We start from the raw sequence: 23261 nt of genomic DNA on the forward strand, positions 1-23261 counted from the left end.
GAGCCGCATGGTTCCCGTAATCGCCCTGGTGGGTCGACCGAACGTCGGCAAGTCCACCATGTTCAACCGCCTGACCAGGACTCGCGACGCTATTGTCGGTGATCTGTCCGGTCTTACCCGTGATCGCCAATACGGAGAGGCGAAGTGGCAAGGGCGCTCCTATATTCTGATCGACACCGGCGGTATCTCCGGTGACGAGCATGGCATGGACGAAAAGATGGCCGAGCAGTCGCTGCTGGCCATTGAAGAAGCCGATGTGGTGCTGTTTCTGGTGGACGCCCGTGCAGGCTATACCGCTGCTGATCAGATGATTGGTGAGCACCTGCGCAAACGTAACAAGCGTTCCTACGTGGTTGCCAACAAGATCGACAACATCGACGAAAACCTGGCACGTGCCGAGTTCAGCCCGATGGGTCTGGGCGACGCCATTCCGGTGGCTGGTGCCCATGGTCGTGGCATCTCGCAGATGCTCGAAATCGCCCTGCGGGAGTTCCCCAAGGACGAAGACGAGCTGGAAGAGGGCGAGGAGGTCGAGGAAGTTGCCGAAGGTCAGGAAGCCAAGCGCATTCCTGGTCCGAGCGAAAAAGACGGCATCAAGATCGCCATCATCGGGCGTCCCAATGTCGGCAAGTCGACGCTGGTCAACCGTATGCTGGGTGAAGACCGGGTTATCGTCTATGACGAGCCAGGCACCACGCGCGACAGTATCTACATTCCCTTCGAGCGTAATGAAGAGAAGTACACGCTGATCGACACTGCCGGTGTGCGTAAGCGCGGCAAGATCCACGAGGAAGTTGAAAAGTTCTCGGTGGTCAAAACGCTGCAGGCCATCAAGGACGCCAACGTGGTGATCTTTGTCATGGACGCCCGCGAAGGTGTGGTCGACCACGACCTGAACCTGCTGGGCTTCGCACTTGAAGCGGGTCGTGCTCTGGTTATCGCGCTGAACAAGTGGGATGGCATGACGCCGGGTGAACGTGATTTCGTGAAGATCGAACTGGAACGCCGGTTGTTCTTCGTCGACTTCGCAGACATCCATTTCATCTCTGCGATGCACGGCACGGGCGTGGGCAACCTGTATCAGTCGGTACAGAACTCGTTCAAGTCTGCCGTAACGCGCTGGCCAACCAGCCGTCTGACCCAGATTCTGGAAGATGCGGTCAGTGAGCACGCGCCACCTATGGTCGGCAGCCGCCGTATCAAGTTGCGTTACGCTCACTTGGGCGGCGCCAACCCGCCGCTGATCGTGATCCACGGCAACCAGGTCGAAAAAGTACCGAAGTCCTATGTCCGGTACCTGGAAAACACCTATCGCCGCGTGCTCAAGCTGGTCGGTACGCCGATCCGCATCGAGTTCAAGGGTGGCGAGAACCCGTACGAAGGTAACAAGAACACGCTGACCGACCGTCAGGTCAACAAGAAGCGCCGGATGATGTCGCACCACAAGAAAGCCGATAAGAAGCGCCGCGACAAGCGCTGAGTCGGCATCTGGAAAAAGGCGCTTCGGCGCCTTTTTTTGTGCCTGTTTAATGGGCTATCCTGCCTGACCCGTGCCACCCGGTGCCGGGAGATTGCAGGGAAAGGGTTCCATGATCGACAGCAAGTTGCCCAACGTGGGCACCACTATCTTTACCGTCATGTCACAGCTGGCCGCCGAAACCGGCGCTATCAACCTGTCCCAGGGTTTTCCCGATTTTGATGGGCCGCAGGCGCTGCGCGATGCGGTCTGTCGGCATGTCACTCAAGGTCATAACCAATACTCACCGATGACCGGGCTGCCGGCACTTCGTCAGCAGATCGCGGCAAAGATCGCCCGCAGCTATGGCCGTACGGTCAATCCGGACAGCGAGATCACCATCACACCGGGTGCCACGCAGGCGATTTTCTGCGCGATCCATAGCGTTATTCGCGCTGGCGACGAAGTGATTATTTTCGACCCTTGCTATGACAGCTACGAGCCCGCTGTCGAGCTGGCCGGTGGGCGCTGCGTCCATGTGCAACTGGGGCTGGATGACTTCTCCATCGACTGGCAAAAGCTCAGCGATGCACTGAGCCCGCGTACACGCATGATTATCATCAACAGCCCGCACAACCCCAGCGGTGCCCTGATCAGTCGCGCCGAGCTTGATCGACTGGCTGCGCTGATCGCCGATCGTGATATCTACCTGCTCAGCGATGAAGTCTACGAACATCTTGTGTTCGATGGCGCGCGCCATGTCAGCGTGCTTGATCACGAAGCACTGTACCAGCGCGCGTTCGTGGTCAGCTCCTTCGGCAAGACTTATCACGTTACCGGCTGGAAAACCGGCTACGTGGTCGCGCCAGCCGCGCTGACATCCGAGTTGCGCAAGGTGCATCAGTACGTGAGTTTCTGTGGCGTGACGCCATTGCAGTACGCGCTGGCCGATTTCATGGCCGAGCACCCGGAGCATGTCGACGAGCTGCCAGGTTTCTACCAGGCCAAGCGGGATTTCTTCTGCGGCCATCTGGCTGAATCGCGTTTCAGCTTCCAGCCTGTTGGCGGTACTTATTTCCAGTTGGTCGATTACTCGCAGATACGGCCTGACCTGAATGACGTCGACATGGCGCTGTGGATGACCCGTGAACACGGTGTGGCGAGCATTCCGATTTCTGTGTTCTACCAGAGCCCTCCAGCAGGCCAGCGTCTGATTCGCCTGTGCTTCGCCAAGCAAGAGGACACGTTGCGTCAGGCGGCGGAGAAACTATGCGCGATATAAGCGAACTGCCAAACCTGAACCTTGCGCTGATTCAAACGACTCTGGCATGGCATGATCGCGAGGCCAACCTGGAGCATTTCGAACACTTGCTGGGCCAGGCGCATGGCGCTGATCTGGTGATCCTGCCTGAAATGTTCACTACCGGGTTCTCGATGGAGTCCGAGGCCCTGGCTGAGCCTGAAGCGGGGCCTACATCGACCTGGCTGTTGGCGCAGGCTAAGCGGATCAATGCGGTGGTGACCGGCAGCGTCATCATTCGCGCCGCCGATGGCAGTTATCGCAACCGCCTGCTGTGGGCGCGACCGGATGGTGAGTTGCTGCATTACGACAAGCGTCACTTGTTTCGTATGGCGGGTGAACACGAACACTACACGCCGGGCGAGCGTCAGGTGATGTTCGAGCTCAATGGGTGGCGTATTCGCCCACTGATTTGTTACGACCTGCGCTTCCCGGTCTGGAGCCGTGATGCCGAGAGTACCGACCTGTTGTTGTACACCGCCAACTGGCCAGGCGCGCGACGTCTGCACTGGAATCGCCTGCTGCCCGCCAGGGCCATTGAAAACCTGTGCTACGTTGCCGCGGTCAATCGGGTGGGGTCGGACGGGAAGGGCTTCGCGTACACCGGTGACAGTCAGGTTCTGGATTTTCAAGGCGAGAGCCTGTTGGGCGCAGGCGAAGCGGATGGAGTGTTCAGGGCGACGTTAAGCGCGGCAGACTTGCAAGCCTATCGCACACGCTTTCCGGCCGGGCTGGACGCTGACTCTTTTAATATTCAATAAAATTACTTCAGAATGTTACGAGTCGGCCGATAGCGTGTGCAGACACCTAGGAGACCGCCATGATTACCATCAATACGTCCACATTGAACAGCTATTCAAGCCCGTTGACCCTAGCGGTTAAATCTACCGACGCAGAGGCAATCAAGTCTGCAACTACCACGACTGAAACCGAGAAGACCTCTGACCAGGCCTCCACCGAAGGTGGCAAGGCTGGTGCAGCGGGTGATGGGGGCAGCGTTGGTGGCTCCAGCAAATCGGCTCTTAATCAGACGATCGAACAGATAAAGCAGCAGATCAAGGACGCCCAGAAGCAACTGGCTCAACAGCAGGCGCAGCTGGCTGCCGCCCAAAGCGGTAATGGCACAGCGGAAGAAAAGGCCCAGAAAGCCATGGCGATTCAGGGCCAGATTGCGTCCACCAGCGCTAACCTGCAGACCTTGCAGGCATCGTTGTTGCAGCTGGAGACTGAAGGTGGCGTGAATACCACTGCCTGATGTCCTGACGCGGATGATGATCTGGACTATCGTGCCGATGCTCGGCGCCGGCATGCAGTTCTGGACGCTCTGCGTCCGATCCTGAATGTGCGGTGCGGCGTGGATTTATGACGCAGAGCGTCATGAACGGCATTCCCACGCTGGAGCGTGCGGAACGATAACCTCAACTATCGTGCGACGCTCTGCATCGTATGCAGTTCTGGGCGCTCTGCGGCCTCTTGCGACGCAGAGCGTCGAGAACTTCGTTCCCACGCTGGAGCGTGTGGAACGATAACCTCAACTATCGTGCGACGCTCTGCGTCGCATGCAGTTCTGGGCGCTCTGCGGCCTCTTGCGACGCAGAGCGTCGAGAACTGCGTTCCCACGCTGGAGCGTGCGGAACGATGACCTCAACTATCGTGCGACGCTCTGCGTCGCATGCAGTTCTGGACGCTCTGCGTCCGATTTTGAGTGTGCGGTTTGGCGCAGATCTGTGACGCATAGCGTCACAGTATTCAGAGCCCTTACTCGTTCACATTCATGAACTTGCGTGCCCACTCTACGTAGTCTTCAGGCTGCGTATACGTGTGGGTCAATTCGGTAGCGCTCATGTTCGACTCGCTGCCCAGAATCTGGCGTTGTTCGCGCAAGCAGTCGTAGGTAGCTTTGATCGCGGCAAAGTACGCGGCGTGGCCATGTACGCAGACTCGCACGCCCATCTCGGCAAGACGCGCATTGTCGTGCAGCTCAGGGTTGCCGTAAGTCACCAGCATCAGCGGTACGGTCACGCCTTCGGATATCTGCGCCAGGTGATCAAAGTCACGAATGCCGACAATGGTAATGCCGTCAGCCCCGGCAGCCTGATACTGCTGAACCCGACTGATGGCTTCCTGAACCGGGATGATCGCCGCGTTGGTGCGAGCGAAAATTGACATCTCCGGGTCGACACGTGCCTCCAGTGCTGCGCGGATCTTGCCAACACCTTCGGCCGTGGAAATCAGGTCAGTGGATTTGCGTCCGAACTGCGCAGGCAGCAGGGTATCTTCAATCGTCAACGCCGAGATGCCGGCGCGTTCCAGTTCAACAACGGTACGCATTACGTTAAGGGCATTGCCATAACCATGGTCTGCGTCCGCGATAACCGGCAGTTGCGCAACGCGGCCGATGCGCGTGGCCTGTTCAACGAACTCGCTCAGGGTGATCAGTGCGAAGTCAGGTGCTGCCAGTACTTGCAGCGATGCGACAGAACCGCCGAGGATGCCTACTTCAAAGCCCAGATCCGCTGCGATTCGCGCTGACATGGGGTCGAATACCGAGGCGGTGTGAAAGCATGAATTCGACGAGGTGAGCGCACGGAAACTGCGGCGCAAATCTTGATGGGAAGCCTTGGGCATAATCGCTCCAAATGTGATTGGATCAGCTCAGCGTACCGAGGCCGATGGTAATTTCAATGCACGGTGGGTCTGCCCGAGCATTCTTTTCGTCCGGAAATCAATGCAATAGTCGTCTTGGTTTTATAGGAAAGGTGCAGCTGGCAGGTAAGTCCGAGCAGGCATCGTCAGCATATGAATTGCTGTTGGATTGGGCGCGCTCTGGAGTAAGGGCAGCATGCTACCACAGCATAAATGAAAAAGATTATGCCGAAACAGGCAGGGTCATGCGCGGAATGCAAGAGGCTGGTGCAGTGTGAGGCGGCGAGGGAAGAGGGCGATGCGGATGACGGACCTGCGTCCGTCATCCGGCTATCGAATCAGGCTGCCTTGGCCTGGGTCTGGCTCAGCGAGCGGTTCAGTGCGCTGAACAGTGCGCGGAAACTGGCGGTGGTAATGTTTTCATCAATACCCACGCCATGCACGGCACGCTCGCCATTCACGCGCAGTTCGATGTAGGCAGCGGCCTTGGCCGTGGTGCCCGAGCCAATGGCGTGCTCGTTGTAGTCCATGATCTCCACAGCAACTGGCAGACCGGCGACCAGCGCTTCCAGAGCGCCTTTGCCCTTGCCGCGCCAATGCTGGGTTTCACCGTCCACATGCACTTCGGCATCGACCGCACTGTTGCCGTTCTCTTCCTGCAACTTGTGGCTGATCAGCGCGTAAGGTGTGTTGGCTTGCAGGTATTCACGGCGCAGCAGCGAATGAATCTGCTGAGCGGACATCTCCAGGCCCAGACGATCGGTTTCACCCTGAACCACCTGGCTGAACTCGATCTGCATGCGGCGTGGCAGGGAAATGCCATATTCCTGTTCCAGCAGGTAAGTGATGCCGCCTTTGCCTGACTGGCTGTTGACGCGAATCACCGCCTCGTAGCTACGGCCAATGTCGGCCGGGTCAATCGGCAGGTAAGGCACTTCCCACAACTCGCCGTCCTTCTGCTGGGTGAAACCCTTGCGAATCGCATCCTGGTGCGAACCGGAGAACGCTGTATGGACAAGGTCACCAACGTACGGGTGACGTGGGTGCACCGGGATCTGGTTGCACTCTTCGACGACCTTGCGCACACCGTCGATATCCGAGAAGTCCAGCTCCGGGTCGATGCCCTGGGTGTAAAGGTTCAGGGCCACGGTGACCAGATCGACGTTGCCGGTCCGCTCGCCGTTACCGAACAGGCAACCTTCGACGCGATCCGCACCGGCCATCAGGCCCAGCTCGGTAGCAGCGACGCCTGTACCACGGTCGTTATGAGTGTGCAGGCTGATCAGCACGCTGTCGCGGCGGGTGATGTTGCGACCAAACCACTCGATCTGGTCGGCATAGATGTTGGGTGTCGCCACTTCCACGGTAGCCGGGAGGTTGAGGATCACCTTGTTCTCGGGCGTCGGGTTCCACACCTCGATCACGGCATCGCAGACTTCCTTGGCAAATTCCAGCTCGGTCGCGCTGAAGGTTTCCGGTGAGTACTCGAAGGTCCACTGTGTTTCAGGCTGTTGTGCAGCGTATTTGACGAACAGCTTGGCCGCATTGACCGCGATTTCTTTCACCCCGGCCTTGTCCTGATTGAAGACGATGCGGCGGAACGACGGGCTGGTCGCGTTATACAGGTGGACGATGGCCTTTTTCGCGCCACGCAGCGATTCGAAGGTGCGAGCGATCAGGTCTTCGCGAGCCTGGGTCAGTACCTGGATGGTGGTGTCATCCGGGATATGGCCGTCTTCGATCAGGGTACGCACGAAGTCGAAGTCAGTCTGCGAAGCCGATGGAAAGGATGCCTCGATTTCCTTGACGCCAACACTGACCAGGGTTTTCCAGAAGCGCAGTTTCTTGGCCGCGTCCATGGGTTCGATCAGCGACTGGTTGCCGTCGCGCAGGTCGGAACTGCACCAGATCGGCGCTGCATCGATGGTCTTCGAAGGCCAGGTGCGGTCAGGCAGATCGATGGTCGGGAATGCGCGGTACTTCTTCGATGGGTCTTTGAGCATGGTCATCAGGAAATCCTTTTGTATTCACGGGGCCGGGGGTGGGCGGCCTGCCGTTCTGGATAGATAGCACAGGGAATTGCGAACACAGGGACGAGGCACAGCATGCTAGCCAGGCAGTCGGGCGCTGACCAGGCTGAGGCACCGATGTTGGCGCAACAGAATAAGGGTTTGAGAGGTTTTCATGAGGCCAACCGTAACCATTGGCATGGATGATGGCAAGCACTTGAAAAAGATTAGGATAAATTCTCGAAAATACGCTTTTATCGATTTTTTATAGCGGTTTCTGAGCGTTTATTTGCTGGTTGTTGTTGGCCGAAAGCGATGTGCGCAAGTGAGGGCTTGTGTGAGCGAGCGCCGTAAAGCTCACTCACCAACAGGCTTACGGCTGAAAAGCGCCGATGAAGATCGCCGGGTCCACGCGCGCATCGTTGAGGCTGACGTTCCAGTGCATGTGCGGGCCGGTTGCGCGACCGGTAGCACCGACCTTGCCGACCACGCCGCCACGAGGGACCAGATCACCGACTTTCACGTCGATTTTTGACATGTGGCAAAACATGCTGATGAAGCCTTGGCCGTGGTCAACGAATACAGTGTTGCCATTGAAAAAGTAATTACCGGTCAGGATGACCTTGCCCGCAGCCGGAGATTTGATCGGCGTGCCGGCCGGTACAGCGAAATCCAGCCCTGAGTGCGGGTTGCGCTCTTCGCCGTTGAAGAACCGGCGCACGCCGAACCTGCTCGATAGCGGTCCGTTGACTGGCTTGTCCAGAATCAGGTTGCTCGGCGTTCCGGGGCTGAAGCTGCGGTAGGCGCGTAGCTGTTCAGCCAGTTCGCCCTCGATACGCTTGTTGTCTTCAGGGTTTGGGTTCACCTGACGTTTGTTCTTGAGCGTGATGTGCTGTTCCGGGTATTTCTTGCTTCCAACCGTGAAGTTCAGCGTGCGCCCGCCCGAGGTCACTTGTTGAGTGCCGGGTTTGACCGTCAACGGGATGCCGACGATGGCCAGCCAGCGCGTGCCCTGTTCCTTGACCACCAGCACTGGTTTGCCTTGATAGGTGGCGGTCGGAGCCTGAGCGCCGGTGCCCAGATCGATAACCGCCACACCGCCGGGTACCGGCTTGTCGAGTGCGCGAGTGATGAAACTGTCGGCGTGAGCGGGAAGGCAGAGCAGCAGGGCGAACAGCGGGGCAATAAAACGTAGCATCAGGCAGTCAGTCCAGAAGGGAAAGGGTCACAGGCGTGAGGTGATTGTCTTCGACGCGCACTTGCAGTTCGCCTTCGCCGAGCCTGGCGGTGAGCCGTTGGCCCGTTTGCGTCTGTGCAGCGTTACGGATCGCATGACCTCGCTCGTCGAGCAGAATGCTGTAGCCGCGCCCCAGCGTGGCAAGCGGGCTGACCACGTTGAGGGTCTGTACCTGACTTTGCAATTGCAGCTTGCGCGCTTTGATCTGTTCACGAATGGCTCTCGGCAGGCGCTCGGCCAGGGCATCCAGACGCTGACGCAAAAAGGCCAGAGTCCGGCCTGGATGCTGTGCAGCGAGACGGCTCTGCATGTGCGCCAGACGCACCTGACGTTGGTGCATGTTCTGTTCGAAAGCGCGGCGCAGGCGCATGTCCAGGTCATCCAGCCGTTGCGACTGCTGACGCAAGCGCTCGCCAGGATGACGCAGACGCCGTGAAATGCCCTCAAGACGCAAGCGCTCGCGCATCAGTCGATCCTGCATACGGCTCACCAGTCGGCGGTGCAGGCTGTCGACGCGTCGATGCAGGTCACTGGAGTCCGGAGCGAGCAGTTCGGCGGCAGCGGAGGGCGTCGGCGCTCGTACGTCGGCCACGAAATCGCTGATGGAAACATCGGTTTCATGTCCAACAGCACTGACAATCGGCGTCACGCACGCGTCGATGGCGCGGGCGACGGCTTCTTCGTTGAAGCACCACAGGTCTTCCAGCGAGCCGCCGCCACGGGCAAGAATCAGCGCATCGAAGCCCCTGCTGTCGGCCAGCTTAAGCGCGCGGACAATCTGATTGATCGCCTCGCGACCCTGAACGGCTGTGGGAATCAAGGTCAGCTCGACCCGCGGTGCGCGGCGGCGGAACACACTAATGATGTCGCGGATTACCGCACCGGTCGGCGAGCTGATGATGCCGATACGTTGCGGATGCAACGGCAAGGCAACCTTGCGCTCGGCGCTGAACAGGCCTTCGTCACTGAGCTTGGCTTTCAACGCATCGAATGCCAGGCGCAACGCACCATCACCGGCAGGTTCCACCGTGTCGAGAATCAACTGATAGTCGCCTCGGCCTTCAAACAGCGAGACCTTGCCGCGCACCTTGACCTGCAAGCCGTCCTTGAGCGCCTGACGCACACGCGCCGCGCTCTGCCGGAACAGCGCGCAACGCACCTGTGCGCCAGAGTCCTTGAGCGTGAAGTACACGTGCCCCGAAGCCGGACGCGAGAGATTGGATATCTCGCCTTCGACCCAGATACTGCTGAACACGTCCTCCAGCAACACCCGCGCACGGCCGTTGAGCTGGCTGACAGTAAGGACTTCCCGGTCGAGGCCGAGTCTTGCGAAAGGGTCTTTGATCATGTCGGGCATCATAATGGCAATGCCGGTCTGGCGCACGGGTCCGTATCGACACTTCGATCAGGATTTCACCTTGACCAGAATCATCAGCCTATTAAGCTGCGGCCTCGAACAGCTTTAAGCGACGCTCCGTTATGAACACCCAAAGCATTATCGTCCCGCAAATTTCCACCTTTCCCGGGCACGAGGCCAGGGCGCGGCTGATTCTGCGCTGGCTGGTCAAGCTCGATGTAGTCGAGTCGGAGCTGACGACATGCGGGCGCACCTATAACAAGATGGCCTACGCCGTGGCACCCGGAGCGAGAAGGGTAGTAAAGCACCCCGATGCATTGCCTTTCGGGCAAACAGTCAATGGTCTGGAAATCGTCACCAAGCGCTGCATCTATACTCCGCTGAACGACTTTGCCGAAGAGGCCGGTTGCCCGGAGTGTCGTCGCGAAGTGGGGGAGGCGCTGTTCGACAGCCTGGAAGACTGGATGCCCGGTCACACCGATAATTTCACCTGCCCCGAATGCCGCCATGAAGATGACATCAACGGCTTTTTGTTTCTGGACGCCTGCGGGTTTTCCAACCTGGGTTTCATCTTCAATAACTGGCTGGATGCGTCGTTCACCCAGACCTTTCTGGATGACTTCGCCGAACGTCTGGATCGCCCGGTCTCCTGCGTTAATGTGCGTCTATAAACAGCTTTGATAATAGGCTGAGGTTTACATTGAGCCGACCGGGGTCTATAGGTATAATGGCGCGCTTCCAATTTCCCGCCCGGGAGCCCCCGCGATGCTGCGTATCAGTCAAGAAGCCCTTACATTCGACGACATTCTCCTTGTGCCCGGTTATTCCGAGGTACTTCCCAACGAAGTCAGTCTGAAAACCCGTTTGACCCGTGGCATCGAGCTGAATATACCTTTGGTCTCTGCTGCAATGGATACAGTCACCGAGGCCCGTCTGGCAATTGCCATGGCCCAGGAAGGCGGTATCGGTATCATCCACAAGAACATGACCATCGAGCAGCAAGCTGCCGAAGTGCGCAAGGTCAAGAAGTTCGAGGCCGGTGTCGTCAAGGACCCGATCACGATCGAAGCCGATGCCACTGTTCGTGATCTGTTCGAACTCACCCGCATGCACAACATTTCCGGCGTACCGGTGCTGCACAATGGCGACCTGGTCGGCATCGTGACGTCCCGCGACGTACGCTTCGAAAACCGTCTTGATGTTCCTGTCCGCGAAGTGATGACGCCCAAAGAGCGTCTGGTCACCGTGCGTGAAGGCGCCGACAAGAACGAAGTGCGTGAGCTGCTGCACAAACACCGTCTGGAAAAAGTCCTGATCGTGGATGCCAATTTCGCGCTCAAGGGCATGATGACCGTCAAGGACATCGAAAAAGCCAAGGCTTACCCGCTGGCCAGTAAGGACGATCAGGCTCGCCTGCGCGTCGGCGCTGCTGTCGGCACCGGCAAGGACACTGGCGAGCGCGTCACTGCGCTGGTTGCTGCTGGCGTTGACGTTGTTGTGGTCGACACCGCTCACGGCCATTCCAAAGGCGTGATCGACCGCGTTCGCTGGGTGAAGGAAAACTTCCCTCAGGTGCAGGTCATCGGCGGCAACATCGCCACCGGCGAAGCAGCCAAGGCACTGGTTGCCGCAGGCGCCGATGCAGTCAAGGTCGGTATCGGCCCTGGCTCCATCTGCACCACGCGTATCGTTGCCGGTGTCGGCGTGCCGCAGATCAGCGCCATCGCCAACGTCTCCGCTGCCCTTGAAGGCACTGGCGTGCCGATGATCGCCGACGGCGGTATCCGCTTCTCCGGTGACCTGTCCAAGGCTATCGTGGCTGGCGCCTCCTGCGTGATGATGGGCTCGATGTTCGCCGGTACTGAAGAAGCGCCAGGCGAGATCGAACTGTTCCAGGGTCGTTCCTACAAGGCCTATCGCGGCATGGGTTCGCTGGGTGCAATGTCCCAGGCGCAAGGCTCGTCCGATCGCTACTTCCAGGATTCGTCCGCAGGTGCCGAGAAACTGGTGCCTGAAGGTATCGAAGGCCGTGTGGCCTATAAAGGTCCGTTGTCGGCCATCATCCATCAGTTGATGGGCGGCCTGCGCTCCTCCATGGGTTACACCGGCAGTGCCGACATCGAGCAGATGCGCACCAAGCCCGAGTTTGTGCGCATTACCGGCGCAGGCATGGCAGAATCCCACGTCCATGACGTGCAGATCACCAAGGAAGCGCCGAACTATCGCGTTGGTTGATCCGGACTGCATCGTGGTGTGCGCCGCGATGCAGGCCAACACTTTTTATAGCCGGGGCTGTTGACGCAGCCCCGTGTCGTTTCTGTTTTTTGACGAGAATGAGTCATGGCCCTCGACATTCACGCCCACCGTATCCTGATCCTCGACTTCGGTTCCCAGTACACCCAGCTGATCGCCCGCCGCGTGCGTGAAATCGGCGTGTATTGCGAGCTGCATCCGTTTGACATGGACGACGAAGCGATTCGCGAATTCGCTCCAAAAGGCGTGATCCTCGCCGGCGGCCCCGAGTCCGTACACGAAGCCAACAGCCCACGCTGCCCGCAAGCGGTATTTGACCTGGGTGTGCCGGTTTTTGGTATCTGCTACGGCATGCAGACCATGGCCGAGCAGTTGGGCGGCAAGGTTGCTGGTTCCGAGCTGCGCGAGTTCGGCTACGCTCGCGTTGACGTAGTCGGCAAAAGCCGTCTGCTCGATGGTATCGAAGACCATATCGACGCCGACGGCCTGTTTGGCCTCGACGTATGGATGAGCCACGGTGACAAGGTCACCAAACTGCCGGAAGACTTCCACATTCTGGCCAGCACCCCGAGCTGCCCGATTGCCGGTATGGCTGACGACGCTCGCGGTTACTACGGCGTGCAGTTCCACCCGGAAGTGACCCACACCAAGCAGGGTGGTCGCATCCTGTCGCGCTTCATCCTCGACATCTGCGGCTGTGAAGCGCTGTGGACCCCTTCGAAGATTGCTGAAGACGCTATCGCTCAGGTTCGCGCTCAGGTTGGTACTGACAATGTATTGCTGGGCCTGTCCGGCGGCGTTGACTCGTCTGTCGTTGCCGCGTTGCTGCACAAGGCCATCGGCGATCAGCTGACCTGCGTATTCGTCGACAACGGCCTGCTGCGTCTGCATGAAGGCGAGCAAGTGATGGCCATGTTCGCCGAGAACATGGGCGTCAAGGTGATCCGCGCCAACGCTGAAGAGCAGTTCCTGAACAACCTGGAAGGCGAGAGCGATCCAGAGAAGAAGCGCAAGATCATCGGCCGCACCTTCATCGACGTGTTCGATGCCGAGTCCTGCAAGCTGGACAACATCAAGTACCTGGCGCAAGGCACCATCTACCCCGACGTGATCGAGTCGGCTGGCGCGAAAAGCGGCAAGGCCCACGTCATCAAGTCGCACCACAACGTGGGCGGCCTGCCGGAAGAAATGAACCTCAAGCTGGTCGAGCCACTGCGCGAGCTGTTCAAGGACGAAGTCCGCCGCCTGGGCCTCGAACTCGGCCTGCCGTACGACATGGTCTACCGCCACCCATTCCCAGGCCCAGGCCTGGGTGTGCGCATCCTCGGCGAAGTGAAGAAGGAATACGCCGACCTACTGCGTCGTGCCGACCACATCTTCATCGAAGAACTGCGCAAGGCCGACTGGTACCACAAGGTCAGCCAAGCGTTCGTGGTATTCCAGCCGGTCAAATCGGTTGGCGTCGTCGGTGACGGCCGCCGCTACGCCTGGGTCGTCGCCCTGCGCGCTGTCGAAACCATCGACTTCATGACCGCTCGCTGGGCGCACCTGCCTTATGAGCTGCTGGAGACGGTGAGTGGCCGGATCATCAACGAGATCGAAGGGATTTCGCGGGTGACTTATGATGTGTCGAGCAAGCCGCCGGCTACTATTGAGTGGGAGTGACCCTGCGTCCGGCATTATCTAGCAAGAAATGCTCTGGAGCCCGCGTAATTGCGGGCTTTTTTTTGGAGGTGGTAAAATCTGGAAGCTTTGTTTGTCGCTATGGTAGAGAACCAACTAAGCACCATCGGTGCCAAGCATTAAAATTATCCTAGGCGCCAGTCAGGACGCGTTGTAGGAGCAATGCAATGGCTACGCTGATACAAGCTGACCCTGCTAGCATCCAATAAACATAAGGTATTAATTTTTCAATGTTAGCAAGCCTGGTCTGCAGTGTGTCGAATTTGCTTGGGTTCTTTAGTTGATCAGCTGCTTTAGTTAGGTTCGTGGCGGAGAGTTTTAATTCTTGTGCTGAAAGGCGTAGCTCTCTCGCAGAAGTTTTTAATTCGCTCGGAGCGCTATCCGGATCCTTATTGTCGACGGGCGGCTTCTTACTACTTTCGATAGGGTGAGTCTTTAGTCTGATTTCTCCGGTAACCTTAGCTAATCTCAGTGCAATTGCACAGGCTAGAAGAAAAGAAGCAATATACTCGGAGGTGCTAATAGTATTCTCGTAAGTTAAAACTTGACCGCCTGTCTGGCTAATTAAGTCGAGTTGCTGCAAGTAATTCGCCCAGCTGTGATAAAGGCTTTTCACACGCTCGGATAGAGTATGGTTTGAGTAATTAGGCGCCGTTGTATGCTTTGTTAAATAGATGATGAGCTTGACGTCTGGCTCAGTCCCGGTCCGAGAGAGTGGTCGAATCTTCGTAAATACCTCGCAAGCTGCGTCTAACTCCGCAATGTCTTCTTTGGCTAGGTTTTTACGAGCAGGTGCAGTGGAAGGCACGCAAATGTCAGGGTCACTCAGATTCGTTGCCGCGATGTTTAAAGATTGAATTGCTAATCTCCCAAAGGACTCCTCCATGTCGCGTTCGGCTATTTTAATATTGGCTTCTGTTTGCAAAATGTGTATAAGTAATGCAAGGGATCCTATTATTATCCAAATGTAGTCTACTCGTTTCCAACCAATCTCACCTATTCGCATAGGAGCGAGCTTTGACTTCCATACAAGAGCCCAGCAAAGCACTAAATAAATAAATGCTATCCCTGAAACAGCCAAAGCTACGGTCAAAGCCATTTGCGTAACGGTTTCCTGCTCCATAAACATCTCCTGATGTTAACGCATTTAGGTTAGCCAGCTTGTCGGCAGGTTTTTAAGTTTCTAAAGCCAATGATTCACATGTTCGGGCTGACGATTCAAACAAGGATAATGTTCATGCGTTAGCAGGGGGATTGGGTAAAAAAACTCTGGACTTTACCGTTCATTAGTCATGTGCTGATCGCAGCAGGAGAGTCGAAAGATGGATTGGCAGGTGCGGTGAGGGCCGGTACAGGCCGGTGCAGGTGCTGCGGTCGAGGCAGGCATTGTGGCTGCTGACGTCGTTACCGCTGCGATCAAGCGTGGACGCATCAATTCGGGCCTCGCTCGCTTTTCAAGCTGCTGCGGTGGCTATGTCCGAACCTCGGGCTGCGCCGGACTCAGTGAAGACCTTTGCTGGTCTGTTGTAGAGTAGAATTCGGTTTTAGATTGCCCGGCAAGCGTTGATAAAAGGGCATCCTGCAAGGGCAAACTATAAAGCTCGCCACGAGCAGCCCAAAAATCATACTCCGGGGTTGCTTTATCCGCATTTTGCGAGCAAAACAATAACATTGACGCACACGCGCGCTCGTAAAAATCAGGCAAACGCCACGCCAGGGTTCTGGCTTACAGGTTGGTAGCCCTCTCAACAGGACAACCTGCTGAGCGTATTTTAGTAAGGTCTGCTGACACCGAGGCCGGTTTACCTGATCAAGCCCGGCGATCTGCGATCGCCCCGCGCGGTGTGCGCCATGTACGTTTACGTGTGATACCTGCAAGGCTGAGATCCGTTAATTTTCAACTCCATCAAGGACGAGCAATGGCTTCCAACTATCCAACGCCAGGTGTGTACATCAATGAAGTTAACGGCTTTGCCAACTCGGTGGTGCCAATAGCCACTGCAGTGCCTGCTTTTATCGGCTACACACCGAGAGCGGATTACCAGGGCGAGTCGTATTACAACAAGCCTCAGAAGATCTCTTCGTTCATGGAGTTCCAGGCCTTTTTCATGCTGGACAACCTGCCGCCGCCTGCTGATTCTGCCAGGCAGTACAGTCCGGAGTATTACCTGGTTCAACAGAAGGAGCTGCCGACATCCGGCGAATACCTGACGCTGAACAATCAGTATTATTCCATCCTTCCAGACCCGAGTACGATCTACTACCTCTACAACAGCATACGCCTCTTCTATCTGAATGGCGGTGGTGATGCTTACATCGTGGCGGTCGGTCCCTATGGCCCGCCCAGCAAAAAACCTGCGACCGACCCGGCTGCTCCGGTAATCAATCCCAACGTCCAACTGGCTGATCTGCAGCGCGGGCTGGCCCTGCTCAAAAATGAGCTGGAGCCGACAATGTATATCTGCCCCGAGGCAACGCTGTTGTCTGTGGCCGACAATGGCACATTGATGCAGGGTATGTTGTTGCAGGCACAGGAAATGGGCACTGCGATGTGCATATTCGACGTCATTGGCGGTGCCAACCCCGACCCTATCCTTTATACCCAGGACATCCAGACCTTCCGCGACAGCACAGGCAACACCGGGCTCGCGTACGGCGCCAGCTACTAGCCGTTTATCGGCACCACGATCATGCAGCAGCCGGACATCGACTTCACCAATCTGTTTGGCGGTGATACGACCCAACTGGCTCCTTTGCTGAATCCGCCATCGGCACCCAATGCTGCGGTCGCCGCCCTGCTTGAGATGATCCAGAAGCCACCAGCCGACCCGATGACAAACAGTCAGTTGCAGGCCGCGCTGCTTGTCGCCAGTCCGCTCTACAGCCAGATTGTCACGCATGTGTTGTCGAGCGCTAACACGTTGCCTCCAAGCGGCGCTATCGCGGGAGTCTATACCGTCAACGACAATACCAACGGGGTGTGGGGTGCGCCTGCAAACGTCGGCATCGTCGGGGCTGCCAGCCTGCCGATTCGTCTGTCGGACTCACAGCAGGAAACGCTCAACATTGATGCCGTTTCCGGAAAATCGGTTAACGCCATTCGTTTTTTCAACGGCCAGGGCATTTTGATCTGGGGGGCTCGCACGTTGGATGGCAACAGCCAGGAATGGCGTTACGTATCCGTGCGCAGGACCATGACCTTCCTTGAACAGTCGGTCAAGCTGGCCGCACGCCAATACATCTTTAGCCCGAATACGTCCGACACCTGGTTGGCGGTTAAAAGCATGATCACCAGTTTCCTGATGGGGGTCTGGAGGTCAGGTGGTTTGCAGGGCTCGTCGCCTGCGGATGCCTTTCAGGTCAACGTCGGGCTGGGCAGTACCATGACGGCCGATGATGTGCTCAATGGCTACTTGCGCGTTTCCGTTCTTGTGGCGACCGTCAGACCTTCTGAGTTTCTGGTCATCATGTTCCAGCAAGAGCAGGCGAAGTCTGCCTGACAGGAGCACTCAGCAACGCTCGGCTTTATTTACTGACGATTGAGTGCCTGGAGCAAAAAGCACGGGTGCCAACAATCCTTGCTTGAAGTTTCCGCAATTCATCGTGCTCTACCCACTCACTCGAAACCGCGGCGACTCCACTCATGTTCAAACGCATTCTGTCCGCTCTCAGCGGCAAGAAATCTCAAGCTTCAACAGATAACGCGCCTGCTGATACGACGTCGCCAGAAGCCCACGACGGCGAGTTGATCACTGCCTACGACAGTTACGGACGCGAGATAAAGATCACTCGGGCCGAGTGGCGCGAGAAGGTGTTCCTGCCCAATCTGAAGCAGCAGTGGGGCGATGCTGACGAGCTCTACAATCTCATTGTTTCGGGCCTGAACGATGGATTTGCGACTGACCTAATGCCAGCAGCCGAACGACTGGTCGAGATCGACGCTAATCCCGAGCGCAGTCATGTGGTGAACGGTATCGTGCTGATGCACAACGCTCAGCTTGATGCTGCTGAAGCCACCCTGCGGGCCGGGATGGCGAAAGTCGGTGTGTCGGGAATCATTCTGACCAATCTGGCCAAAGTGTTTGCCGAGCGTGGTGAGCAATCAGTTGCAGAGGCAACGCTATGGCAGGCGGTTGAAGCCGACCCGAATCAAGAGAATGGTGTGATGTGGTGGCTGAGCATCCAGCAGGAGCGGGGCGGCGAGGCGGCCTATCTCGCTGCTCTTCACACAGTAGCGGCGTTGCCGGGCAGTTGGCGTGCGCAGTTGTGGATGGCGCGGCATTACCTGCAACAGCGCAACATCGCGCAGGCGCGCGTGCTGTATGAAGAAGTGTTGGCAGGTGGCCAGTTCGACCGAAGCGCGCTGCAGATGATATCGGGTGACTTGGGCAACAATGGCCACATCCCGCTGATCGTCGAGCTTGTCGGGCCTGCTTATGATGAGCACAAACATGATTCGACGGCAGGTCTCAACTTGCTGCGTGCCTATCAGGAACTGGGCAGGGTGGATGAAGGCGAGGCCTTGCTTACGCGTTTGTATGCCCTCGGCTTTGCGCCAATCAAAAGTCACCTTGACCAGTTTGCGCACGCTTTCGAGGATGTGCGCAGGCAGGAAGACAAAGGCATTCCGATTGATCCTGCCAGCGTGGCGATCAATACCATGGCGTTGACCAAGCCGGTTTGGCACTACGGTTTGCGCAATGCTGACTGGCTCTTCGCGCAAAAACCGGAAGGTGCGCCAGAAATTGGTTTCTTCGCCTTGTCCAAAATCATGGAGAAAGCAGAGCCCGCCGAATCGCAGCGCGAGGATGATGTCGGGCGCTATACGCGTGCCATCCCTCTTTACATGGCTGAGTCGGTTCACTACTGGAATGACTATGCAGCCAATTGTTATGTCCAGGTCGCGGAGGGTGCGGGGCCGGTTGTATCGGGGGTTGAGGTCGACGGCAACACACTGTTCGATATCGTCCCGCCAACGACGAAGTATTTCGTGACGGGCGAGGTGGGTTGTTCGGGTGAGGGCGATCATGCCCAGTGGCGGATTTCACTGAGCCTATGGAATTGCACGACCCGCACCCGGCAAACCGTTGAAAACGGCAGTGCAGGCAAGGCGGAACTTGGCGCGCTGGTACTTGATCTTCAACAGCGCTTGCTGGCCGGCATCGGACTCAAGCGTGAGCAGCCACTGGATGTGTTTTACCGGCAGCCTGACGCTGAGGTCTTGCCGGTGTATCTGACCCAGTTGGGCCAATCATTCATGCTGACGTTGCTTGCGAACGACCATTTACCCAAGTCGTCGATGTGGGGTGAGCGCGCCATGCTCGAATGGCCGCTTAACATGGCGCTCCAGTGGCCTGAGATAGAAACCGCAAAACTGATGTACATCTCCGGGTTGGGGAAGGCTTTCGATTACAAGTCGGATACAGTGGCCGAGCACAAGCAACGAAGCCTGCAAGTGCTGAGCGAGCTGGAGCGGGCGAACAGCCCGGCATCGCGCCTCGCACCGCTGATATGGAAAGGGTTTGGCATGCAGGCAGAGTTACAGGATTACCGCGCCAATGTACCGCTTGATGCAGAGCCTGCGTATATCGAATGGCTTGAGCGGGTTAGTCAGTCGTAGCGCGGTTGATTAATGCAAAAAGCCGGAGCGGGCGTCACTGTCTTGCCCGGCTTTTTTACGCCTCAACTTCAGTTCGTGGTATCCACCCTTATCTTTACGCAAATGCAGGTGTATCGTATTCGCCCCTCGCATTTGCTCGCAGATGCGCTCAGTCGTCGTTTTCGAGGTCCCGCCGTTCATGTCCTTTACCCGTCGTCAAATCCTTACAGGCATCGCCGGTCTTGCTGTAGTCGGCCTTGGCGCGGGCGGTGCTTCGCGTTACTGGATGGGGCGTCGTGAGTCGCAAGCGGGTTCGGACTTTGTGCTGATCGCCGCGCCACTGGATATAGAGTTGGTCTCTGGCCACAAGACACCTGCCTGGGCGTTTGGCGGTTCTGCACCGGGCACCGAGCTGCGGGTGCGGCAGGGCGAGTGGTTGCGCTTGCGCTTCATCAACCAGCTGCCGGTCGAGACGACCATTCACTGGCATGGTATCCGCTTGCCGCTGGAGATGGATGGCGTGCCGTACGTTTCACAGTTGCCAGTGAAGCCGGGTGAATATTTCGATTACAAATTCCGGGTGCCGGATGCCGGTAGCTATTGGTATCACCCGCACGTCAGCAGCAGTGAAGAGCTGGGCCGTGGGCTGGTCGGGCCGCTGATCGTTGAAGAGCGTGAGCCCACCGGTTTCGCCCATGAGCGCACGGTCAGCCTGAAAAGCTGGCATGTGGATGAAGTTGGCGCGTTTACCGAGTTCAGCGTGCTGCGTGAGGCGGCGCGTGAAGGTACGGCAGGGCGGCTCTCGACATTGAATGGTGTTCCGCAGGCGGTCATTGAATTGCCTGCTGGGCAGATTACTCGTGTGCGCTTGCTCAACCTCGACAATACCGTCACCTACCGCCTCAACCTGCCAGACGCCGAGGCGCAGATTTATGCGCTGGATGGCAACCCGGTCACGCCGCGACCGTTTGGTGACGAGTACTGGCTGGGGCCGGGCATGCGCATCTGTCTGGCGATCAAGGCACCGCCTGCGGGTGAGGAAATTTCATTGCGTAACGGCCCGGTGCGTCTGGGGACATTTCGCTCGGTCGCCAATAACGACGCGCCCGGCCAATGGCCACCCGAGCTGCCTGCCAACCCGGTGGCCGAGCCGGATATGGATAACGCCGAGAAGATCAATTTCAACTTCGAGTGGGTGGGCTCGATGTCGGTCAACACCGACAACGGCAAGCCGCCCAGCTTGTGGCAGATCAACGGCGAAGCGTGGGACATTACCGACAAGACTTGCGCCGACCGGCCTATCGCCAAATTGAAGTTGGGCAAGAGCTACATCTTTGAATTGAAGAACATGACTCAGTATCAACACCCGATTCACTTGCACGGCATGAGTTTCAAGGTGATCGCGTCCAATCGGCGCAAGATCATCCCGTACTTTACCGACACGTTCTTGCTGGGCCGCAACGAGCGGGCGCGGATTGCGCTGGTGGCGGATAACCCCGGTGTGTGGATGTTCCACTGCCATGTGATCGATCACATGGAAACTGGTCTCATGGCCGCCATCGAGGTGTCGTGATGCGTCAGCCGCAAATCATCGACCGCAGCAAGGATCAGGACTTCATGCGCGAGGCACTGGCGCTCGCCGCGCAAGGCGCATTGCTGGGCGAAGTGCCGGTCGGTGCAGTCGTGGTGCAGAACGGCGAGATCATCGGTCGTGGTTACAATTGCCCGATCAGCGCGAGCGACCCCAGTGCGCATGCCGAAATGGTCGCTATTCGTGATGCCGCCAGGGCGCTGGATAATTATCGTCTGCCGGGCAGTACGCTTTACGTGACGCTGGAACCATGCAGCATGTGCGCCGGGTTGATCGTGCATTCGCGGGTGGCTCGCGTGGTCTACGGCGCGCTTGAGCCCAAGGCGGGCATCGTTCAAAGCCAGGGGCAGTTTTTCAGTCAGGGCTTTCTCAATCACCGCGTGCTGTTTGAGGGCGGGGTATTGGGCGCTGAATGCGGGGCAATGCTGAGCGAGTTTTTCAGAATGCGCCGGGTGGCCAAGGATGCAGATAAAAGCCAGAGCGGCGTTTAGAGCGCAGGCTTGTCCTGGCTGCTGCCTGAAGGAGGTGCAGGCGGCGCAGGCGGTTGGGTCTTGTCGACGCCGGGAACATGCAGGTTGCCATCGGCGACTTGGCTGCCCTCGAGCTGAGGCTGCGTGACCCAAGTCAGAATGTCGTAATAGCGACGAATGTTGGCAACGAAATGTACCGGCTCGCCGCCTCGGGCATAGCCGTAACGCGTTTTGCTATACCACTTTTTCTGTGCCAGACGCGGCAGCATTTTCTTCACGTCGAGCCATTTATCAGGATTCAGCCCCTCGTTCTGGGCCAATTTGCGCGCATCTTCGAGGTGACCGCTGCCAATGTTGTAGGACGCGAGAGCTAGCCAAGTGCGATCTGGCTCTTTAATCGAGTCGTCCAACTGATCCTTTACGTAGGCAAAATACTTTGCCCCGCCCTGAATGCTTTGTCGCGCGTCGAGCCTGTTGGTCACGCCCATCGCCTGAGCGGTGTTCTGGGTCAGCATCATCAGGCCGCGTACACCGGTTTTCGAGGTAACGGCCGGTTGCCACATTGATTCCTGATAGCCGATGGCGGCCAGCAATCTCCAGTCGACCTGTTCTTTCTTGGCCGATGTCTGGAAGTGTTTCTCGTATTTGGGCAGGCGTTCCTGCAAATGCTGGGCAAAGGTATAGGCGCCAACGTAGCCGAGTACGTCAACGTGGCCGTAGTAACGGTCTTTCAGGCGTTGCAGTGTGCCGTTCTTCTCGACCCTGTCGAGGTACGCATTGATTTCATTAAGCAGGCTGTTGTCTTCGCCCGGTGCAACCACCCAGCGTTGTTCGCGGGCTTCGCCCAGGTCGAAGGCTACACGCACGTTGGGAAAGTACACCTGGTTCATCGCCAACTCGTTGGAGTCGACCAGCGTCAGGTCGATCTGGCCTTCATCGACCATGCGCAGGAGATCGACGACCTCGACCGCGTCCGACTCTTCGTATTCAAGGCCGGGATTCTGCGCCTTGAGTGCCGCAAGCTGCTCGGCATGCGCGCTACCTTTCAGGACCACGATACGTTTGCCCACCAGGTCGCCCGGGTCGGTGGGGCGCGACTGGCCGTTGCGGTAGACAACCTGAGGGGTCACTTCCAGATAAGAGTGCGAGAATCGCGCCTGTTGTTTGCGCTTTGGCGTCTCGATCAGGCCCGCGGCACCCAGGACCGGGCCGCCCGGCTTGTTCATCTGGTCGAACAGATCGTCCAGATTGTCGGCTGTTTCGATCTTCAGTTCGACGCCCAGATCGTCGGCGAAACGCTTGACCAGCTCGTATTCGAAGCCGGTTTCGCCGTTGCGATCCTGAAAGTAAGTCGCCGGGCTGTTACGGGTGATCACCCGCAGTACGCCGTCCTCCTTGACTCGCTCCAGTGTGGTGGGTTTCTCCACACAGGCGCCGAGCATCAGGAAGAGTCCGGTTGCGATGAGCCACTTGGCGCAGCGTGGGCGGAAATCTGGTCTGAAGAACATCGGTGCAGTATACGCAAAGCGCACCGGGCGCCATATCTCGACAGTGAAGCCTGCGTCTGATAGGCGAGGGGGTTTTACAGGCATTTTCAGACTTTTTTTGCGCGGAGCGACATTCGGGCGCACCCGATGCCGCCGTTTTGGGTGATCAAAGG

At 57.7% G+C, this 23261-nt stretch carries 16 protein-coding genes and 1 pseudogene; 11 read left to right on the forward strand and 6 right to left on the reverse strand.

Features of this window, described 5'->3' with window-relative positions:
- Positions 1 to 7: 7 nt before the first annotated feature.
- From der to KP808_RS06300, 4 genes are all read left to right on the forward strand, one after another.
- Complete coding sequence (gene der, locus KP808_RS06285) at positions 8 to 1480, forward strand: ribosome biogenesis GTPase Der (RefSeq protein ID WP_004666071.1); 1473 nt, start codon at positions 8 to 10, stop codon at positions 1478 to 1480.
- A gap of 109 nt (positions 1481 to 1589) precedes the next feature.
- The gene (locus KP808_RS06290; protein WP_230017816.1) at positions 1590 to 2738 is read left to right on the forward strand and encodes a pyridoxal phosphate-dependent aminotransferase; all 1149 of its coding nucleotides are present in this window, start codon (positions 1590 to 1592) and stop codon (positions 2736 to 2738) included.
- Positions 2726 to 3517, forward strand: coding sequence for an amidohydrolase (locus KP808_RS06295; RefSeq protein WP_044323877.1), 792 nt, complete (start codon positions 2726 to 2728; stop codon positions 3515 to 3517). Before KP808_RS06290 ends, KP808_RS06295 begins: the two co-directional genes overlap by 13 nt.
- Before the next feature lie 59 nt (positions 3518 to 3576).
- Positions 3577 to 4011 carry a hypothetical protein gene (locus KP808_RS06300; protein ID WP_058399612.1) on the forward strand — a complete coding sequence of 145 codons (435 nt, stop codon included), beginning with the start codon at positions 3577 to 3579 and terminating at the stop codon, positions 4009 to 4011.
- 503 nt (positions 4012 to 4514) lie between these two features.
- Here the strand turns inward: KP808_RS06300 and KP808_RS06305 are convergent.
- The 4 genes from KP808_RS06305 to xseA form a co-directional block, all read right to left on the reverse strand.
- A complete protein-coding gene (locus KP808_RS06305; protein WP_002552494.1) occupies positions 4515 to 5384 on the reverse strand; it encodes an isocitrate lyase/PEP mutase family protein in 870 nt (289 codons plus the stop codon).
- Positions 5385 to 5740: 356 nt separating this feature from the next.
- Positions 5741 to 7411 (reverse strand): 2-isopropylmalate synthase, encoded by a 1671-nt coding sequence (gene leuA, locus KP808_RS06310; protein WP_004667426.1) that lies wholly within the window; start codon positions 7409 to 7411, stop codon positions 5741 to 5743.
- A gap of 373 nt (positions 7412 to 7784) precedes the next feature.
- Positions 7785 to 8609 carry a M23 family metallopeptidase gene (locus KP808_RS06315; RefSeq protein ID WP_122259234.1) on the reverse strand — a complete coding sequence of 275 codons (825 nt, stop codon included), beginning with the start codon at positions 8607 to 8609 and terminating at the stop codon, positions 7785 to 7787.
- A 7-nt stretch (positions 8610 to 8616) separates the two neighbouring features.
- The gene (xseA, locus tag KP808_RS06320; RefSeq protein WP_162492688.1) at positions 8617 to 9996 is read right to left on the reverse strand and encodes an exodeoxyribonuclease VII large subunit; all 1380 of its coding nucleotides are present in this window, start codon (positions 9994 to 9996) and stop codon (positions 8617 to 8619) included.
- Between the two features lie 131 nt (positions 9997 to 10127).
- Between xseA and KP808_RS06325 the strand changes: the two genes are divergently transcribed.
- The 3 genes from KP808_RS06325 to guaA all read left to right on the forward strand — a co-directional run bounded on the left by KP808_RS06325 (position 10128) and on the right by guaA (position 13923).
- A complete protein-coding gene (locus tag KP808_RS06325) occupies positions 10128 to 10676 on the forward strand; it encodes a sugar ABC transporter ATPase (protein ID WP_230017818.1) in 549 nt (182 codons plus the stop codon).
- Positions 10677 to 10770: 94 nt separating this feature from the next.
- Positions 10771 to 12240: an IMP dehydrogenase gene (gene guaB / locus KP808_RS06330; RefSeq protein ID WP_004666065.1), complete on the forward strand. Its 1470-nt coding sequence runs from the start codon at positions 10771 to 10773 to the stop codon at positions 12238 to 12240.
- A 105-nt stretch (positions 12241 to 12345) separates the two neighbouring features.
- Positions 12346 to 13923, forward strand: coding sequence for a glutamine-hydrolyzing GMP synthase (guaA, locus tag KP808_RS06335; RefSeq protein WP_004656303.1), 1578 nt, complete (start codon positions 12346 to 12348; stop codon positions 13921 to 13923).
- Between the two features lie 148 nt (positions 13924 to 14071).
- Here the strand turns inward: guaA and KP808_RS06340 are convergent, their stop codons facing one another.
- On the reverse strand, positions 14072 to 15064 hold the full coding sequence (locus tag KP808_RS06340; protein ID WP_058399615.1) for a hypothetical protein: 993 nt from the start codon (positions 15062 to 15064) through the stop codon (positions 14072 to 14074).
- 796 nt (positions 15065 to 15860) lie between these two features.
- Between KP808_RS06340 and KP808_RS06345 the strand changes: the two are divergent.
- The 4 genes and pseudogenes from KP808_RS06345 to tadA all read left to right on the forward strand — a co-directional run bounded on the left by KP808_RS06345 (position 15861) and on the right by tadA (position 21622).
- Positions 15861 to 17441: pseudogene (locus KP808_RS06345) on the forward strand (phage tail sheath family protein).
- A gap of 143 nt (positions 17442 to 17584) precedes the next feature.
- The gene (locus tag KP808_RS06350; RefSeq protein ID WP_230017819.1) at positions 17585 to 19561 is read left to right on the forward strand and encodes a tetratricopeptide repeat protein; all 1977 of its coding nucleotides are present in this window, start codon (positions 17585 to 17587) and stop codon (positions 19559 to 19561) included.
- 178 nt (positions 19562 to 19739) lie between these two features.
- Complete coding sequence (locus KP808_RS06355; protein ID WP_230017821.1) at positions 19740 to 21113, forward strand: multicopper oxidase family protein; 1374 nt, start codon at positions 19740 to 19742, stop codon at positions 21111 to 21113.
- The gene (tadA, locus tag KP808_RS06360; RefSeq protein ID WP_122280214.1) at positions 21113 to 21622 is read left to right on the forward strand and encodes a tRNA adenosine(34) deaminase TadA; all 510 of its coding nucleotides are present in this window, start codon (positions 21113 to 21115) and stop codon (positions 21620 to 21622) included. The genes KP808_RS06355 and tadA overlap by 1 nt, the downstream gene beginning before the upstream one ends.
- On the opposite strand, the gene mltF is transcribed toward tadA, so the two are convergent.
- On the reverse strand, positions 21619 to 23109 hold the full coding sequence (gene mltF / locus KP808_RS06365; protein WP_122280213.1) for a membrane-bound lytic murein transglycosylase MltF: 1491 nt from the start codon (positions 23107 to 23109) through the stop codon (positions 21619 to 21621). The two genes, tadA and mltF, sit on opposite strands and share 4 nt — an antisense overlap.
- Positions 23110 to 23261: the final 152 nt, after the last annotated feature.

This window comes from Pseudomonas savastanoi (genome assembly GCF_020917325.1).
Lineage (GTDB): Bacteria > Pseudomonadota > Gammaproteobacteria > Pseudomonadales > Pseudomonadaceae > Aquipseudomonas > Aquipseudomonas amygdali.

What these genes read in the sequence shown, in the direction of transcription:
- KP808_RS06325 (WP_230017818.1), top strand. Translation starts at nt 10,128, where the DNA reads ATGAACACCCAAAGCATTATCGTCCCGCAAATTTCCACCTTTCCCGGG.
- tadA (WP_122280214.1), top strand. Translation starts at nt 21,113, where the DNA reads ATGCGTCAGCCGCAAATCATCGACCGCAGCAAGGATCAGGACTTCATG.
- leuA (WP_004667426.1), bottom strand. Translation starts at nt 7,411, where the DNA reads ATGACCATGCTCAAAGACCCATCGAAGAAGTACCGCGCATTCCCGACC.
- mltF (WP_122280213.1), bottom strand. Translation starts at nt 23,109, where the DNA reads ATGTTCTTCAGACCAGATTTCCGCCCACGCTGCGCCAAGTGGCTCATC.
- KP808_RS06305 (WP_002552494.1), bottom strand. Translation starts at nt 5,384, where the DNA reads ATGCCCAAGGCTTCCCATCAAGATTTGCGCCGCAGTTTCCGTGCGCTC.
- guaA (WP_004656303.1), top strand. Translation starts at nt 12,346, where the DNA reads ATGGCCCTCGACATTCACGCCCACCGTATCCTGATCCTCGACTTCGGT.
- KP808_RS06300 (WP_058399612.1), top strand. Translation starts at nt 3,577, where the DNA reads ATGATTACCATCAATACGTCCACATTGAACAGCTATTCAAGCCCGTTG.
- KP808_RS06290 (WP_230017816.1), top strand. Translation starts at nt 1,590, where the DNA reads ATGATCGACAGCAAGTTGCCCAACGTGGGCACCACTATCTTTACCGTC.
- xseA (WP_162492688.1), bottom strand. Translation starts at nt 9,996, where the DNA reads ATGATCAAAGACCCTTTCGCAAGACTCGGCCTCGACCGGGAAGTCCTT.
- KP808_RS06355 (WP_230017821.1), top strand. Translation starts at nt 19,740, where the DNA reads ATGTCCTTTACCCGTCGTCAAATCCTTACAGGCATCGCCGGTCTTGCT.
- guaB (WP_004666065.1), top strand. Translation starts at nt 10,771, where the DNA reads ATGCTGCGTATCAGTCAAGAAGCCCTTACATTCGACGACATTCTCCTT.
- der (WP_004666071.1), top strand. Translation starts at nt 8, where the DNA reads ATGGTTCCCGTAATCGCCCTGGTGGGTCGACCGAACGTCGGCAAGTCC.
- KP808_RS06295 (WP_044323877.1), top strand. Translation starts at nt 2,726, where the DNA reads ATGCGCGATATAAGCGAACTGCCAAACCTGAACCTTGCGCTGATTCAA.
- KP808_RS06340 (WP_058399615.1), bottom strand. Translation starts at nt 15,064, where the DNA reads ATGGAGCAGGAAACCGTTACGCAAATGGCTTTGACCGTAGCTTTGGCT.
- KP808_RS06315 (WP_122259234.1), bottom strand. Translation starts at nt 8,609, where the DNA reads ATGCTACGTTTTATTGCCCCGCTGTTCGCCCTGCTGCTCTGCCTTCCC.
- KP808_RS06350 (WP_230017819.1), top strand. Translation starts at nt 17,585, where the DNA reads ATGTTCAAACGCATTCTGTCCGCTCTCAGCGGCAAGAAATCTCAAGCT.